We start from the raw sequence: 16,171 nt of genomic DNA, 5'->3' as shown, positions 1-16,171 counted from the left end.
CCTGCGCTCGGGGGCAAGGTCCGGGCGCTAACCGGTTCCCCAGGCCTAAACGAAGGACTATTCATGCGCACCCTTTTTGCCATCGCCTTGGCGCTTGCGGCTCCGTCCTGTTTCGCCGCCCAAGTGGACGACCGCGCGGCGGTCGCCATCGCGAAGCCCCAGGAGCTGATCGTCGACAAGAGCCTTCCACCCGCGTCCGTGGACGCCCTGCTGACGCCCGTGGATGCGTTCTACGGGTTCTGGAACAACGGTAGCGCGCAGTTGCTTTCCAGGGCGCTATCGCCCTCGTTCATCGACCACACGTTGCCGCCCGGCAGGCCGCAGGGCCCGACCGGCCCCATGACCGCCTCGAAGGCGTTCCTTGCCGCGGTTCCCGACCTGAAGGTGGCCGTGGTGCAGCGCCTGGTGGTCGGTGACCGGGTGGTCAGCCATCTTCGCTTTACCGGCCACTTCACTGGCGAGTTCATGGGACGGAAGGGGCAGGGACAGCCGATCGACTTCATCGCCACCGACATCCTGCGCGTCAGTGGCGGTCGCGTCACCGACAACTGGCATCTCGAGGACAACCTCGCCTTCATGCGCCAGATCGGTTCGATGTGACCTAGCGAGGCGGCTGCAACTCGCCCATGTCGAACAGCAGCACCTCGCCGTCCACGCCATCGGAAATCACGACACGTTCCTCGCCGGTGATCTTGGCAGCGTCGCCCGCGGACAGCGGGTGGCCGTTGACATGCACGCTGCCACGTACCACATGCACGTACACCAGACGCTCGAAATCGATCGTGTGATGCGCGGTTTCGTCAGGACCGAACAGTCCCGCGTAGATCCGGACATCCTGATGGACCGTCACCGATCCGTGCTCGCCGGACTGGCTCGCCACCAGGCGCAACTTGCCGCGCTTTTCCGCATCGGGAAAGAACTTCTGCTCGTAGCCGGGCGCCAGGTTCAGCTCGTTGGGGATGATCCATATCTGCAGGAAATGGGTCTCGGTGACCGCGTTGTTTTCTTCGGAATGCGTCACGCCATGCCCGGCGCTCATGCGCTGTACTTCACCAGGACGGATCACGACGGCGTTGCCCATCGAGTCCTTGTGAGCCAGTTCTCCTTCGAGGACATAGCTGATGATTTCCATGTCGCGATGGGAGTGCGTGCCGAAACCGGCTCCGGCGGCGACGCGATCCTCGTTGATGACGCGCAACGGGCCGAAGTGGACGTGGTCTTCGTCGCGGTAGTCGGCGAACGAGAAGCTGTGGTGTGAATCGAGCCAGCCGTGATTGGCGTGGCCGCGTTCGGAAGCGTGGCGAATGACGAACATGGTGTCTCCAGGATGAAAGGTTGTATTCCGGTCGCCGCTTCAGGCCATGGCGATGGGGGAGGCCGGCACAGCCGCAGGCAGGGAATCGTGACGGATCGACGCGAGGTATTCGTGCACGGCCTGGATCACGGCGGACCCCTCCCCGACGCCGGATGCGACGCGTTTCACCGATCCGGAGCGGACGTCGCCCACGGCGAATATGCCGGGGCGGCTGGTGGCATAGGGCGAGGCCGCGGGCACGCCGGCACAAGCCCGGCCGGTTTCCACGAAACCCTTCGCGTCGATGCCCACGCAATCGCCGAGCCAGTCGGTATTGGGATCGGCACCGATCATCACGAACACGTTGCCGACAGGATGCACGACGACCTCGCCGGTGTCACGGCGACGGCACGCCACCGATTCGAGGTGATCGTCGCCGTCGAAGCGGACGATCTCGCTGCGGACATGCAGGGTGATCCGCGTGGAATGCGTGATCCGTTCGATGAGGTAGTTGGACATCGTTGCCGCCAGGCCCTCCGCGCGGACCAGCAGGTGGACCATCGACGCCGTGCGCGAGAGGAAGACGGCCGCTTGCCCCGCCGAGTTGCCGCCACCGACGACGATCACTTCCTGCCCCTGGCAGAGCTTCCCCTCCATCGGCGTCGCGGCATAGTGCACGCCACTGCCTTCGAATCGCTCGTAGTCCACCGCCGAGAGCTTGCGATAGCGTGCGCCCGTGGCCACGACGAGTGCATGCGTCCGTACCTCTTCGCCGCCCTCCAGCTTCAGGCGATACGGCTGCTCGTCGCATTCGAGGGAACGGACGAAACGGGAGATGGCGAGCCGCGCTCCGAACTTCTGCGCCTGGATGTGGGCACGTCCCGCCAGTGCCTGTCCCGAGATGCCGGTGGGGAAGCCCAGGTAGTTCTCGATGCGCGACGACGTACCGGCCTGGCCACCCGGGGCCAGGCCCTCGATGACGATGGTGTTCAGGCCTTCGGAGGCTGCGTAGACGGCGGCGGCGAGTCCCGACGGACCGGCGCCCACCACCACCACGTCGTAGACCAGCGTGTCGTCGAACGCTTCGGTCAGGCCGAGACGATCGGCGAGTTCGGAGATGGAGGGCCGGCTGAGAGCGCTCTGGTCGGGAAAAATCACCACTGGCAATTGCTCAGCCGTGGTTCCCATGCCTTCGAGCACTTGGTCTTCGGCACCGGCATCGGAGGTATCGATGAGGCGGTGCGGGTAGCCGTTGCGTGTGAGGAAGCGCTGCAGAGCGAGCGTCGCGGCGTCGTGCGCGCCGCCCACGATGAGGACGCCGCCGGTTCCGTTCTGGATCAGCCCGACACGGCGCAGGATCAGTGCCCGCATGACGATTTCGGCGATGTCCGGCTCGGCGGCCAGCATGCGCCGCAGGGCGTCGCGCTCGATCTTGATGACGCGCGTTCCGGCAATGGCTCGCGCATAGACGAGGACTTCGCGCTGGTTCAGCAGATCCAGTTCGCCGGTGAATTGGCCGTGGGTATGGGTCGCGAAGACGACAGGATGACCAGAAGTGTCGAGATCGAACACTTCCACGGTGCCCGTCACGATCACGAAGAAGCACACCGCGCGTTCGCCGCGAGCATACAGGAGCGTATCCGCCTGGAAATCCTGCTCGGCACCGTAGTGCCGCGCCGTGTCGATCATGGACTCGTCGAGGCGTGGAAAGATCTGCGCCGTCCGCGCATAGGGATCGTTTGGATCGATAGTGTTCACGTCCGTACCCGGAAGGACAGCGATGGTCGGTCTCACTGTAGTGTCGCCATCGGGTGGCTGATTGAAGAATTCGTACCCCTGCCAAAAACCTCGGTTGACGGCGCGAGGTTCCTGGCAGGTTGCCGGTCTGGTGGACTCCAATGGCTCCTCTTGACTCTAGACCTAGATCAATGGTCTAGACTTGCCTCCATGAACACCCAAACAGCCCTCACCATCGGCCGCATCGCGCAAAGCGCGGGCGTCGCCATCGACACCATCCGGTTCTACGAGCGGGAAGGGCTCCTGCCCGAGCCCAGGCGCCGGCCCTCGGGATACCGTGAGTACGACCAGAGTGCCGTCTCGCGGCTGCGGTTCATTCGCCGGGCCAAGGACCTGGGTTTCACCCTGGAGGAAATCCGCGAACTGCTGGCCCTGTCGGCCGATCGGCATGGCGGCGTGGAAGGCGTGCGCGAGCGCGCCGCGGCCCGCTTGCAGGCGATCGACGAGCGCATCGCGGAGCTGCAGCGCGTGCGCGATGGCTTGGCCGAGCTGGTGGAGGCTTGTCCGGGGCATGGCGCGCCGGAGGACTGCCCGATCCTCAAGGCGCTGGCGGAGCCGAACGCATGAGCCAGGCCTGCTGTGGACACGACGCCGGCGCCCGGGCCGACGTGGTGAAGGACCCCGTGTGCGGCATGACGGTGGACCCAGCGACCACGCCGCACCATGCCACGCATGAAAGCCACGATTACCACTTCTGCGGCGCGCGTTGCCGCGAGCGCTTCGTCGCCGAGCCGGGTAAATACCTTCGCCCGAAGGAGCCCGAACCCGCAGCGCCACCGGGCACGATCTATACCTGCCCGATGCACCCGGAGATACGCCAGGTCGGCCCCGGGTCTTGCCCGAAGTGCGGCATGGCGCTGGAACCGGCGATGCCCACGTTGGACGAGGATGACGGTGAAGTCCGTTCTCTCGGCCGTCGCCTGGCGCTGCTGGTGGCCTTGACGGTCCCCGTGTTCCTCGTCGCGATGGGGCCGCACCTCTTCGACACGATGTGGCCCGAGCCTTGGTCGTCGCTGGCACGCTGGGGCGAGGCCTTGCTGGCGACCGTGGTGGTGTTGTGGGGCGGCGCGCCGTTCTTCGCTCGTGGTTGGCGTTCGCTGATGCCGTGGTCACCGAACATGTACACGTTGATCGCGCTGGGTACGGGCGTCGCATGGCTGTACAGCGCGGTCGCGTTCCTCTTCCCGTCGCTGTTTCCGCCCGCCATGCGCAACGTGCACGGCATGGTCGACGTGTACTTCGAATCGGCCGCGGTGATCGTCACGCTGGTGACACTGGGCGATTTCCTGGAACTCCGGGCACGCCGCCAGACCGGAGAGGCACTGCGTGGCCTGCTCGGTCTGGTGCCGCAGACCGCGCGCCGGGTGACCGACGATGGTCGCGAGGAAGACGTGCCTCTGGACAACTTGCGTGTCGGCGACACCGTTCGCGTGCGGCCGGGCGAAAAGGTTCCGGCGGATGGCAGCGTGCTGGATGGCGAGAGCCACATCGACGAATCCATGCTCACCGGTGAGGCGATGCCGGTGGCGAAACGCGTGCACGACAAGGTCACAGCCGGTACGCAGAACCAGCACGGTGCATTGACGATACGGGTGGACCACGTGGGTGCGGACACGGTGCTTTCGCGCATCGTCGCGATGGTGGCCGAGGCGCAGCGTTCACGCGCACCCTTGCAGCGTGTGGCCGACAAGGTCGCCGCGTGGTTCGTTCCCACCGTGGTGATCGTGGCGATACTCGCTTTCGCCATCTGGTGGGCCGTGGGTCCGCAGCCTTCGCTGGCGCACGCGCTGGTGGCCGCGGTATCGGTGCTGATTATCGCGTGTCCCTGCGCCCTGGGGCTGGCGACGCCGATGTCGATCATGGTGGCCAGTGGCCGCGGTGCCCAAGCGGGCGTGCTGTTCCGCGATGCGGCGGCGATCGAGACCTTGCGCGAGATCGACACCCTGGTATTCGACAAGACCGGCACGCTGACGGAAGGCAAGCCGGTGCTGACCGAACTGCGCAGCTTCGGTCCCGATCGTGCGGAAGCGCTGGCTCTCGCGGCGGCGCTGGAACGCCCCAGCGAGCATCCGCTGGCGGCCGCGATCGTTGCCGCCGCCGAAGGCGAAGGATTGGAGATTCCCACGGTTTCCGGATTCCAGGTGGCGGTGGGACGCGGCGTGAGTGGACGTGTGAACGGCCACGATGTCGCGATCGGCAACGTGCGTTTGATGGAAGACGAACGCGTGGATGCCAGTGTCGCGCACGAAGCGGCCGGGAAGGCCCGCGCTAAGGGCGCTACGGCGATGTTCCTCGCCATCGATGGCCGCCTGGCAGCGTTGCTGTCACTTGCCGATGCGGTCAAACCGTCGACGAAGCCCGCGCTGGATGCCTTGCATGCGGCAGGCGTGCGGTTGGTGATGCTGACTGGCGACAACGAGGTCACGGCGAAAGCCGTCGCCTCGTCGCTGCCGATCGACGAGGTGCATGCGGGTGCGTCACCGGAGGACAAGGCCCATCTCGTTTCCTCGCTCAAGGCGAAGGGCTTGAAGGTGGCGATGGCGGGCGACGGCGTGAACGACGCGCCGGCGCTGGCCGCCGCGGACATCGGCATCGGCATGGGCAATGGCAGCGACATCGCGATCCAGAGTGCGTCGGTGACTTTGCTCAAAGGCGACCTCGCCGGTATCGCCAGGGCGAGGGCCTTGTCGGAAGCCACCGTGAAGAACATCCGGCAGAACCTGTTCTTCGCGTTCATCTACAACGCGGTGGGCGTGCCGGTGGCGGCGGGTGTGTTGTACCCGCTGCTGGGAGTGACCTTGTCGCCGATGATCGCCGCACTGGCGATGAGCCTGAGTTCGGTGTCGGTGGTGGGCAATGCGTTGCGCCTGCGGCGCGGTGTCTAGCGTTTGTCGAAGGAGGGTGGGGCGTCCGAGGGTTTCGTCGCCCACGAGGTGTTCGGCTTGTCCGACAGGTCGAACTCCAGCTTGCCGCCCTTCAGCGCGAACGATTCCGGTAACCACGCGCGGGTGGACGCTTTGCCGTCCACCTTCAGCGCAGTGACATAGGGCTTGCCCATGCCCGCGTTCGGTGCCTCGATCGTCACGTCGCCGTGCTCGCGATGCACGACGGCGCGGGTGAACAGCGGGCTGCCTATCACCATTTCCGCACGGCCCGGGATCGACGGATAGACGCCGAGCGCTGCGAATACGTACCAGGATGACATTTCGCCCAGATCGTCGTTGCCGGGAATGCCGCTGGGTGCGTTGAGCCAGATCGTGTCGAGCACGCGGCGGACCAGTTCCTGCGTCTTCCACGGCTGTCCGGCGTAGTTGTAGAGCCAGGGCGTGCCGATGGACGGCTCGTTGTCCAACTCGGCGTGCAGGGGCCCCGACTTGGTCACGGCGAAGCTGCCGTCGGGCTGGTAGAAGAAGGCGTCAAGCCGCTTGCGCGCCTTGTCCCGGCCACCCATGGCGTCGAACAGGCCACCGACGTTGAAAGGCACCATCCACACGTATTGCGCGGCGCTACCTTCCACGAAGCCATCTTCCGTGGACGGTGTGAACGCGTGCGGGGCTTCCTTGTCGTCGTCCTTCACCAACGCCCAACCGCCATCGGCGTTACGGTTGCGGATATAGCCGCCTTCCGGCGTCGCCTTCGGGTCGAAGAGATTTCGCCAGTACTGCGCGCGTTCGAGGAAGCGGACGGAGGTGGCGGTGTCGCCGAGGCGTCCGGCGAGCACGCTGATGCCGAATTCGGCGGCGACCGTTTCCAGCGTATCGGCGGCTGGCCCCCAGGCGGGTGCGCCGACCGGGATGTAGTGCAGCTTCAACCAGGCATCGAGCCCGGGGCGTTGGCCCACGCATTCGACTTCGCAACCATCGTGCGAGGTATCGAGAGCGGTCGGATTGTCGGCGGCGTGCACCAGCGAGGCGAGTGCGCCCTGCACGTCGAAGTCGCGTGCACCAAAGGCATGTATACCCGCGATGGCGGCGGCGGACGGATCGCCGTTCATCACATGCGTGCCGCCGTTGTTGTGCGTCCAGCGATCCCATACGCCGTTATTCTGTTGCGCCTGGTTGTAGAGGCTCTGCGCGATGTCGCTGGCGGTCTTCGGTTCCAGCCAGGCCACCAACGGCAACTGCGAGCGGTAGACATCCCAGCCGGAGAAGTTGGCGTACTGCGCCTTCTGGCTGCCGGCGACGCGATGCACCGCGTTGTCGAAACCGCGGTACTCGCCATTGACGTCGCTGAAGACGTTGGGATGCATCAGCGCGTGATACAGCGCGGTGTAGAACACCGTGCGCTGGTCGGGCGTACCGCCTTCGACGTCGATGTGGGAGAGCCGTGCGTTCCAGGCGTCGACGGCCTTGTCACGCAGGGCTTCGAACGTCGTACCCTTCGGATTCTCGGCATCGAGGTTGGCCTGCGCATTGGCGAGGCTGACGTACGAGATGCCGACGCGAACGTTCACCGCGCCGGTTCCCCTGGCGAAGCCGACCCACGCACCGGAGCCCTTGCCCGTCGCAGGGAACCCCTTCTCACCATAACCAGTGCCACCTTCCGCATGCGTGCCGTCCTTGTGCACGCTCGTGTCTTGCCATGTGCCTGTCGAGGCGAACGGCTGGTCGAACTCGGCGACGAAGTAGAGCGTGTAGTAGCTGCGCCGGTCGGCCTCGTTGATGTAGCCGCAGAAGTTGCCGCTGGTCACTTCGCCTGTGATGCGCTTTGCGGCCTTGTCGACGGTGACGCTCGCCTTCTCGGAGCCGGCCTCGGAATCGGATGCGCGTACGAGCACGTTCGCCGGCTTGCCGGCAGGAAAGGCGAAGCGCGCCGCACCCGAATGCAGCGCGGCGGTAAGGTCCACGGCGGCGCCGTTGTCGAGCGTCACATGGTAGTGGCCGGCCTTCGCTGTTTCCTTCGCGTGCGAGAACTTCGATGCGTATGCATGGCGGAAGTCCGTCGACGGCGACACGGTGATCTCGTCCGCCACCGGCATGATCGGCACGTCGCCCGAGCCACCCGCGCAACCCCAGCCTTCGACATTGGTGAGGCTGAAGCCACGGATGGCGTCGGCGCGGTACTCATAGCCGCCGGGCGCCGCGATGGGCGCCTTCTTGCCCGGCAGGGGCGAGGCTTCCGGACTGAACTGCAGCATGCCGAAAGGAACCACCGCACCCGGGAAGACATTCCCTCCGTTCGTGGTGCCGATCAGTGGATTCACCAGGGCGGCTGGTCCGGAAGCGGCGCTGGCCAGGGCGGGGACAAGGGCGGCGGCGAGGGCGATCGGACGAAAGGCGCGCAAGGGTGGACCTCCGTGAAGCCGGGATTTATCTCGATTGAAATGTTTCGGCGACCGGTTGTCCCGTGCCAACGGTCATGCTTCGGGGCTATTTACCAAAGGATGCCGTCGACCGGCTTCAACGGTTCCAGGCCATGTGCTTCGCCAAGGGAATCGCGCAGGTCGATCTCGATGCCGCGGGTGAGGGTCGTCAGCGGCACGTCGTCTTCGAGGTTCTCGAAGGGGTTCTGCATGTCGTTGCCGATCTGCAGCAAGGCCAGGAACAGGAAGCCGGCCACGGTCGAACCGAGCGGCGTATACAAGCCCAGCGTTTCGACCAGTCCCAGCGGAAGGAGCAGGCAGAAGCCATGCGTGAAGATGGCCGGATACGTGGCGTACTGCTGCGGCAGCGGCGTGTTCTTGATCCGTTCCATGCCGCCTTGCGCATTGGAAATATCGGACAAGGTGCGTGCGATGGTCGCGAGCAGGATGGGCTCGGGGCGCGCTTCGCCGATCAACGCCGCGGTGCGTGCGTGAATGGCGTTCGGTACGTTCGCGACGCCGCGCAACACGGTGATTTCCTCGGCAGGAAGACGTGCGCCCAATTCATCCCATGGAGCTTGCCGGCGCAGGTGCAGGCGCAGCGCGTGGACATAGGCGATCTGCCGGTGCGCCACGGTCGCGGCGGCCGTCCGGTCGGCAAGCAACGTGACGGCCTCGCGGCTCAGCGTCCGCGAGGCATTGACCATCGCACCCCAGAGCGTGCGCGCCTCCCACCAGCGCGCGTAGGCGGTGGTGTTGCGGAAGCTGAGGTAGACCGCCACGGCGGAGCCGAGGAGGGTGAGGGGCAGGGCGGGGAATTCGGCCGTCCAGCGAGGGTGCATGAAATACCACAGGGCGGTGACCGCGATATCCCAGGCCAGCAGCCAGATGAGCGGCCGTCCGACATAACGCAGGATGTGCCCGAGATGGGCCCGCCCCGGAAGGATCACGCGCCGTGCTCTCGTTTGATCGCCTCGGCAAGGGGGAGGAAGCGGTTGGCCGCCTCGTCGAGGATGGACACCGTGCCGTCGCCGATGTCGTAGACCCAGCCTTGCAGGGTGATCGCATCGTTGGCCAGGGCCGCGGCCACCGCGGGATGCGTGCGTACGTGGGTGAGCTGCAGGCGCACGTTTTCCTCGATCACCGCCTGCATGGCCTCGGCGCCTTCCAGCTTGCGCGCGAACACGGCGCTCTTGGCCGCCTGCGCGTTGCGCAGCCATGCCTCGACCGTGGGCAGGTCCTTGGTGGAATCGGGATTGAGCAAGCCTTTCATGGCGCCGCAATCGGTGTGGCCGCAGATCACGATGTGGCGCACGCCGAGCACCATCACCGCGTACTCGACCACGGCGGACACGCCACCGAGCATCTCGCCATAGCCCGGCACGATGTTGCCGATGTTGCGGCAGACGAAGAGTTCGCCGGGTTGGGTCTGGGTGATCATCTCCGGCACCACGCGGGAATCGGCGCAGGTGATGAACAGGGTGTGCGGACTCTGGCCTTCGGCCAGCTCGTCGAACAGGTGCTGTCGTTCGGGGAAGACCTTGTGGCTGAAGTCCTCGACCCCTCTCAGCAGGCCTAGCAGGCTATCGTCGCGCGGCGTTTCCTGGGTCATGTAGTCACCTTGGAAGATCGCGCCGCCCGAATCGGGCGGCGCCAGGAGCGCAGTTTAGGGCAAAGCCGGCTCCCCAAGGAGGCGGTTTTACGCCTCCACGTCTTCCTTGTACGCATCGATCGGGATGCAGGCGCACATCACGTTCTTATCACCATAGACGTTGTCCACGCGCGACACCGGCGGCCAGTACTTCGACAGCTTCAGCGACGGCAGCGGGAAGGCCGCAAGTTCGCGCGGATAGGCGTGGGTCCACTCGCTGCCCGTGACCATGGTGGCCGTGTGCGGGGCGTTGCGCAGGGGATTGTCCTCGCGGTCCAGGCGGCCGTCCTCCACCGCGCGGATCTCGTCGCGGATCTGGATCATGGCGTCGATGAAGCGGTCCAGCTCGTGCTGGGATTCGCTTTCGGTCGGCTCCACCATCAAGGTGCCGGCCACCGGGAAGCTCAGGGTCGGGGCATGGAAACCGAAGTCGATCAGGCGTTTGGCGACGTCTTCCGCACCGACGCCGGTGGCGTCCTTGAGCGGGCGCAGGTCGAGGATGCACTCGTGCGCCACCAGGCCGTTGCGGCCCGTGTACAGCGTCTTGAAGTGCGGCGCGAGGCGCTTGGCGATGTAGTTGGCGTTGAGCAGGGCGACCTGGGTCGCCTTGCGCAGGCCTTCCGTGCCCATCAGGGTGATGTACATCCAGGAGATCGGAAGGATCGATGCGGAGCCGAACGTGGCCGCGCTGACCATGCCCACATCGCCCTCGCCGCCGAACGCGCGCGGCAGGAAGGGTGCGAGGTGCGACTTGACCGCGCACGGGCCGACACCCGGGCCGCCACCGCCGTGCGGAATGCAGAAGGTCTTGTGCAGGTTGAGATGCGAGACGTCCGAACCCCACTTACCCGGCTTGGCCACGCCGACCAGGGCGTTCATGTTGGCGCCGTCGGTGTAGACCTGGCCACCGTGCTTGTGCACGGCTTCGCAGATGGCGACCACGTCTTCCTCGAACACGCCATGCGTGGAGGGGTAGGTGATCATGATCGCGGCGAGGCGGTCGGCGTACTTCTCGGCCTTCTCGCGGATGTCGTCGACGTCCACGTTGCCGTTCGCGTCGCAACGGGTGACCACGACGGTCATGCCGCACATCTGTGCCGACGCGGGATTGGTACCGTGCGCCGATTCCGGGATGAGGCAGATGTCGCGATGGCCTTCGCCGCGCGAGCGGTGGTAAGCACGAATGGCGAGCAGGCCGGCATATTCGCCCTGCGCGCCGGAGTTCGGCTGCAGGCTGACGGCATCGTAGCCGGTGCATTCCACCAGCATCGCTTCCAGCTCGTCGATCAGCTGCTTGTAGCCCTGCGCCTGGTCGGCCGGGGCCAGCGGATGGATGTTCGCGAACTCGGGCCACGTCACCGGGATCATCTCGGCGGTGGCGTTGAGCTTCATGGTGCACGAGCCCAGTGGGATCATCGTGCGGTCGAGCGCGAGATCCTTGTCGGCCAGGCCACGCAGGTAACGCAGCAGTTCGTGCTCGCTGTGGTGCGTGTTGAAGACCGGATGCCGGAGGAAGTCGACGTGGCGCAGCAGGGCCTTCGGCAGGGCGTCGTGGACCTCGGCATCGAGCGCGTCGATGTCACCGACATTGGCGCCGAAGATACCGGCGAGCGCGACGATATCCGCACGCGTGGTGGTCTCGTCGAGGCTGATGCCGACGCTCGATGCGTCGATGGCGCGCAGGTTGATGCCCGCGGCCGCGGCCTTGGCGTGGATCGCCTTGGCCTCGACGCCGGTGATGTGCAGCGTGTCGAAGAAGTCGTCGCCGACGGTCATGCCTGCCCGGCGCAGCGCCACGGCGAGGATCGTCGCGAGGCGATGCGTACGGCGCGCGATGCGAACCAGTCCTTCCGGGCCGTGGTACACGGCATACATGCTGGCCATCACGGCGAGCAGCACCTGTGCGGTGCAGATATTGGACGTGGCCTTCTCGCGGCGGATGTGCTGCTCGCGCGTCTGCAAGGTGAGACGGTACGCCGGCTTGCCCTCGGTATCCACGGAGACGCCGATCAGGCGACCCGGCATCGAACGCTTATAGGCGTCGCGGCAGGCGAGGTAGGCCGCGTGCGGGCCACCGAAGCCATAGGGTACGCCGAAGCGCTGCGTGTTACCCACCACGATGTCCGCGCCCCAGCTGCCCGGCGCGGCGATCAGGGTGAGCGCGAGCAGGTCGGTGGCGACACAGACGACGCCGCCACGCGCGTGCGTGGCATCGGCCAGTGCCTTGTAGTCGTTGATGCGGCCGAAGGTGTTCGGGTATTGCAGCAGCACGCCGAAGCTGTCCACCGTGGCGCCTTCGCTGTCGTCGCCCACGTGCAGTTCGATGCCGATGCCATCGGCACGGGTGCGCAGCACTTCGAGTGTCTGCGGATGCACGTCCCGGGACACGAAGAAAACGTTCGACTTCGACTTGGCGGAGCGCTTGGCCAGCGCCATGGCCTCGGCCGCGGCGGTGCCTTCATCGAGCAGCGACGCGTTGGAGATGTCCATGCCGGTGAGGTCGGCGACCATCGTCTGGAAGTTGATCAGGGCTTCCATGCGGCCCTGCGAGATTTCCGCCTGGTACGGCGTGTACGCCGTATACCACGCGGGGTTCTCGAGCACGTTGCGCAGGATCACGTTCGGCGTGAGCGTGCCGTAGTAACCCTGGCCGATGAAGCTGCGGAAGACGGTGTTGCGATCGGCGATCGCGCGGATTTTCGCCAGCGCCTCTTCCTCGGTGACCGCGGCGGGCAGGGCGAGCGGAGCGGGCGACTTGATCGAGCCGGGAACGATGGCGTCGGTGAGCGTGTCGAGCGTGTCGTGGCCGACCACGCGCAGCATCTCGGCGATCTCGGTGTCGTTGGGGCCGATGTGGCGCTCGATGAAGGCGCCGTGGTTCTCGAGGTCGCGCAGCGAAGGAGAGGTTTTATGGCTCATGGGCTTGGAGGCATCCGAAATAACGCGCCGTGCCGGCACGTGGGGCGCCCCTCTGTCCTTTTGCCTGAGAGTTTGGAGGCGGGAGCCTCTTGCACCTTCGGCGCCGGATCGAACCGGTCTCTCCAGAGTGATGACCGCGCGGTGGTTTTGGGGCCTGAGCGATTACGGGCGTTGCGCCTTCGGCAGCGGGTCCTTCTCCGCTTCTCCCACCGTGCATTACCTGGCCGATTATACAGGGGTGGAGGGCAGGGAAGAGGGCCGTCGGTAGATGAGGCTGGGAGGAAACGGGCAGACGTCCAGGGCCCGTGTAGGCGATGCCCGGCGTCCCTGTGGGTATCGGCGGCGATTCGCACGGAAGTTCCTGCCGTAACGGTGTAGCCGTGTCGACATCTTCGCTCATCGTGATGCGAACGGTGGGTAAATGTGCGTTTCTTCCCGGTGGGTAGGTGGCCTGGAGTGAGAATGCTCTCACTGGGTAGCCGCCAGACGGGACTAACGTCGAAACCGGACTACGCACAAGGAGGTCCCCCATGAGAATCCCCACTCTTGCTATCCGTTCCCTCACGCTGGCTATCGGTTTCGGTCTGGCCTTTCACTCGGCCGCGTCCGACCTGACGGCGGTCTCGACCCGGCTTGCCGCCTCCACCAAGGGCACGAACGGAAATCCCGCCCTGCCGCCATCGGCGACGCTGGTGGTTTTCGGTTCGCCGATCGGCCCTTCGCGGCCGGACAACCGGGGCGCCGCGACGATGTCCGCCGCCAGCCTTCTATCGGACGATATCGACCGATTGTCGTCCCTGACGCCCGGCGACGTCCTGGCGGTCCTGGACACGGACGTTCTTCCACTTGCCGAAGACCAGGCCGTGTCGTTGAAGCGATTGTTCGACGCTGGCGTTCCTGTCCTGTTGCAGAGCGACGGGCAAGCGCCGGCGGCTCCTTCCCTGGTCACGTCGCTGTTCGGCATCGCGCCCACGGCCGGCGACGCCTTGTTCCATCGGAACGCGGATGGAGGAGTGGAGGTATTCACCGCACCGGCAGGGCAAGAGGCGGACGTGGCGAACCTTCTTTCGGCCATGATGGCCGGTATGCCGCGGCAGCCTGATCCGGCCGAGGGTGGGCAGTACCGCCTGGCGGCAGGGGTGGAGGCGGACGTGGCCGAGGGTGCGGCGGTGTTGCCCGCCCGGCATTTCGACGTCAACTTCGTCGATCCTTCCGGTGAAATATTGGGCGTTACCGGCATCGACGTCGTGCGTAGCCGTACCCGCTCGACCGATCTCAAGCTCGTCACTTTGACATCGAAGGTTTCGGTGAAGCCGAAACGCGCGGGCATTGTCGACGGGGGCCGGGATAGGAAGAACCTGTGGGGCGCCTACCTGCCATTGAAATACCGCCTTCAGCACAACCTGGCGATGGATGGTGTCACGCCGACCTATTTGGATCACTTTCCTGTGACGGACGGCCGCACCGAATACACCCAGGTCGATACCGAGAGTCGCGGTTTCACCGTCGGCGGTTCCACCGGGACAGAACTGAGTTCGACAGGCAAGCCCGACGACGTGCTCGCTTCGAAGGTCCCGTTCAACCTTTCTTTCGGTTACGAGCACAAGTGGCAAACGAGCCTCAGCATGACGTTCAACGATTATTCGATGCTGGCCGCTCCCGTTGGACCCGGTTCGGTGTCATGGGAGGCCTTGATCGCGCCAAAGCTGGTGAATGTCCTCATCAAGCGCTGGGGTGCCGACCTGCCCCAGCTGACGGAGGAAAAGATGACACCGATGATGCGTGCCGCGGCGTTCAACACACTATCGCAGTGGAAGCTCCCGGGTGACTACGAGGGCATGGCCAAGGTAACCGTTTCGGGAGGCTACGACCTCGACAGAAAAGAGTGGTGGTGGGAGCGCACCAATGTGCGCCACGGCAAGGGAGTGGATACACGGTCCGTGTTCGCCGACTTCGTACTGGACATGTCCGACCCGTACCTCTCCGCGGAGATCACGGTGCTGATCCGTAGTGCCACCGGTTCGGGCGCTTGCCTGCGAGACAACCAGGGTAGCGTGGGCCTGGCTCCCTGCAACGCGACCGACCGGCGACAGATGTGGGGGCTGGATGCGTCCAGCCGCTACGTCAATCGCGGCTCGCTCCGTTGTCTTTCCGTGCAGCCCGCCACCCGGAGCGTGATCACGGATACCTGCGAGAACATCGCCTACGAGAAGCAGTGGCAGTGGCGGGCGGATCGACTCCACTCGCTGATGGACCACGGCAACTATCGCCTCTATGTCGAAGGAGGCGCGGTGCACTATCACGCACCGGCGGGACGCTTCCAGGATTATCCCGTGAATCCTTACGGTTCCCCGCTCGAGCCATGGACGAACTATCCCAATTCACCTCGTCCCGGCATCGATGTCCAGCCCGCACCGCTCGGTAACCGACCACTGGAGATCGGGCCCGAATGGGCTTCGTTCCAACGGGTCGGTGACGACCAGCGCTGGCGCGTCGAGATTCTTCGGATGGGGTTGTAGCGGCGAAGGCGGTTTGGTGGCGGCGGGAAATTCCGCCGCCGCTTGCGCGAACGGACCTTGTCCGCCACAGGTTTCGCCAATCGATGTGGTATGAGGCCGCACTAGGCTGAAAGGGGTCAGGTTTCAGTACGGCCATCGGAGCAAGTCATGAAAGCGGCCTGGATCACGAACCCCCGGGGCGGCGACCTTTCGATCAGCGTGGGCGATACGGATGCACCGGTGCCGCGGGACGACCGCATCGTCGTCGACGTGGAGGCGGTGGGCTTGACGTTCGCGGAGCCGACGTGGGCGACGAACGGAACACTATCGACCGAGATCGTCGCGAGAGTGGCCGATGGCCGCATCGCCGTGCAGATCGATCGCACTTATCCGTTGTCCGATGCGCGCAAGGCGTTCGCGGAAGCGGAAAGCCGTGCCCGGCGTGGCAAGACCGTGCTTTTAGTGAGAGGGGCTGTCGGTTCTTGAGAGGCGCCGAAAACATCGCGCGTCGTTTCTGAACCCCGGAAACAACGAAGCCCCGCATCGCTGCGGGGCTTCGTCTATAATTGGTGCCCAAGAGAGGACTCGAACCTCCACGGTTTTACCCGCTAGTACCTGAAACTAGTGCGTCTACCAATTCCGCCACCTGGGCAGGTGTCTCGAAACAGCTTCGCTGTCCCGTGAGCCGCGTAGATTAGGTAGGTCGAGGA

11 protein-coding genes, 1 tRNA gene and 1 riboswitch are annotated in these 16,171 nt (G+C 65.4%); of the genes, 5 read left to right on the top strand and 7 right to left on the bottom strand.

Annotation, left to right across the window (positions count from 1 at the left end; all coding sequences use genetic code 11):
* Positions 1 to 63 precede the first annotated feature (63 nt).
* Positions 64 to 600 carry an ester cyclase gene (locus ACN9M2_RS12390; protein ID WP_426285026.1) on the top strand — a complete coding sequence of 179 codons (537 nt, stop codon included), beginning with the start codon at positions 64 to 66 and terminating at the stop codon, positions 598 to 600.
* A gap of 1 nt (position 601) precedes the next feature.
* Here ACN9M2_RS12390 and ACN9M2_RS12385 read toward each other — a convergent pair whose 3' ends face one another.
* Both ACN9M2_RS12385 and ACN9M2_RS12380 read right to left on the bottom strand, forming a co-directional pair.
* Positions 602 to 1,315, bottom strand: coding sequence for a pirin family protein (locus ACN9M2_RS12385; protein ID WP_426285025.1), 714 nt, complete (start codon positions 1,313 to 1,315; stop codon positions 602 to 604).
* Positions 1,316 to 1,354: 39 nt separating this feature from the next.
* Positions 1,355 to 3,052, bottom strand: coding sequence for an FAD-dependent oxidoreductase (locus tag ACN9M2_RS12380; protein WP_426285024.1), 1,698 nt, complete (start codon positions 3,050 to 3,052; stop codon positions 1,355 to 1,357).
* Positions 3,053 to 3,241: 189 nt separating this feature from the next.
* Between ACN9M2_RS12380 and ACN9M2_RS12375 the strand changes: the two genes are divergently transcribed.
* Positions 3,242 to 3,658 carry a heavy metal-responsive transcriptional regulator gene (locus ACN9M2_RS12375; RefSeq protein WP_306850553.1) on the top strand — a complete coding sequence of 139 codons (417 nt, stop codon included), beginning with the start codon at positions 3,242 to 3,244 and terminating at the stop codon, positions 3,656 to 3,658.
* A complete protein-coding gene (locus tag ACN9M2_RS12370) occupies positions 3,655 to 5,976 on the top strand; it encodes a heavy metal translocating P-type ATPase (RefSeq protein ID WP_426285023.1) in 2,322 nt (773 codons plus the stop codon). The genes ACN9M2_RS12375 and ACN9M2_RS12370 overlap by 4 nt, the downstream gene beginning before the upstream one ends.
* Here ACN9M2_RS12370 and ACN9M2_RS12365 read toward each other — a convergent pair.
* The 4 genes from ACN9M2_RS12365 to gcvP all read right to left on the bottom strand — a co-directional run bounded on the left by ACN9M2_RS12365 (position 5,973) and on the right by gcvP (position 12,963).
* Complete coding sequence (locus ACN9M2_RS12365) at positions 5,973 to 8,375, bottom strand: GH92 family glycosyl hydrolase (protein WP_426285022.1); 2,403 nt, start codon at positions 8,373 to 8,375, stop codon at positions 5,973 to 5,975. The two genes, ACN9M2_RS12370 and ACN9M2_RS12365, sit on opposite strands and share 4 nt — an antisense overlap.
* 89 nt (positions 8,376 to 8,464) lie before the next feature.
* Positions 8,465 to 9,343 (bottom strand): bestrophin family protein, encoded by an 879-nt coding sequence (locus ACN9M2_RS12360; RefSeq protein WP_426285021.1) that lies wholly within the window; start codon positions 9,341 to 9,343, stop codon positions 8,465 to 8,467.
* Positions 9,340 to 10,005 carry a carbonic anhydrase gene (locus ACN9M2_RS12355; protein ID WP_426285020.1) on the bottom strand — a complete coding sequence of 222 codons (666 nt, stop codon included), beginning with the start codon at positions 10,003 to 10,005 and terminating at the stop codon, positions 9,340 to 9,342. Before ACN9M2_RS12355 ends, ACN9M2_RS12360 begins: the two co-directional genes overlap by 4 nt.
* 87 nt (positions 10,006 to 10,092) lie before the next feature.
* Positions 10,093 to 12,963 carry an aminomethyl-transferring glycine dehydrogenase gene (gcvP, locus tag ACN9M2_RS12350; RefSeq protein WP_426285019.1) on the bottom strand — a complete coding sequence of 957 codons (2,871 nt, stop codon included), beginning with the start codon at positions 12,961 to 12,963 and terminating at the stop codon, positions 10,093 to 10,095.
* A gap of 42 nt (positions 12,964 to 13,005) precedes the next feature.
* Positions 13,006 to 13,099, bottom strand: a riboswitch (glycine riboswitch).
* Positions 13,100 to 13,493: 394 nt separating this feature from the next.
* Between gcvP and ACN9M2_RS12345 the strand changes: the two genes are divergently transcribed.
* Together ACN9M2_RS12345 and ACN9M2_RS12340 are read left to right on the top strand one after the other, a co-directional pair.
* Positions 13,494 to 15,482, top strand: coding sequence for a ricin-type beta-trefoil lectin domain protein (locus ACN9M2_RS12345; RefSeq protein ID WP_426285018.1), 1,989 nt, complete (start codon positions 13,494 to 13,496; stop codon positions 15,480 to 15,482).
* A gap of 147 nt (positions 15,483 to 15,629) precedes the next feature.
* The gene (locus tag ACN9M2_RS12340) at positions 15,630 to 15,947 is read left to right on the top strand and encodes a zinc-binding dehydrogenase (protein WP_426285017.1); all 318 of its coding nucleotides are present in this window, start codon (positions 15,630 to 15,632) and stop codon (positions 15,945 to 15,947) included.
* Positions 15,948 to 16,028: 81 nt separating this feature from the next.
* Here the strand turns inward: ACN9M2_RS12340 and ACN9M2_RS12335 are convergent.
* Positions 16,029 to 16,113: transfer RNA gene (locus ACN9M2_RS12335), tRNA-Leu, on the bottom strand.
* Positions 16,114 to 16,171 lie beyond the last annotated feature (58 nt).

Origin of the sequence: Luteibacter sp. E-22 (assembly GCF_049913125.1) — a bacterium.
Taxonomy (GTDB): domain Bacteria; phylum Pseudomonadota; class Gammaproteobacteria; order Xanthomonadales; family Rhodanobacteraceae; genus Luteibacter.
Note: the sequence above shows the minus strand (reverse complement) of the source record. Positions and strands in the feature narration are given on the sequence as shown.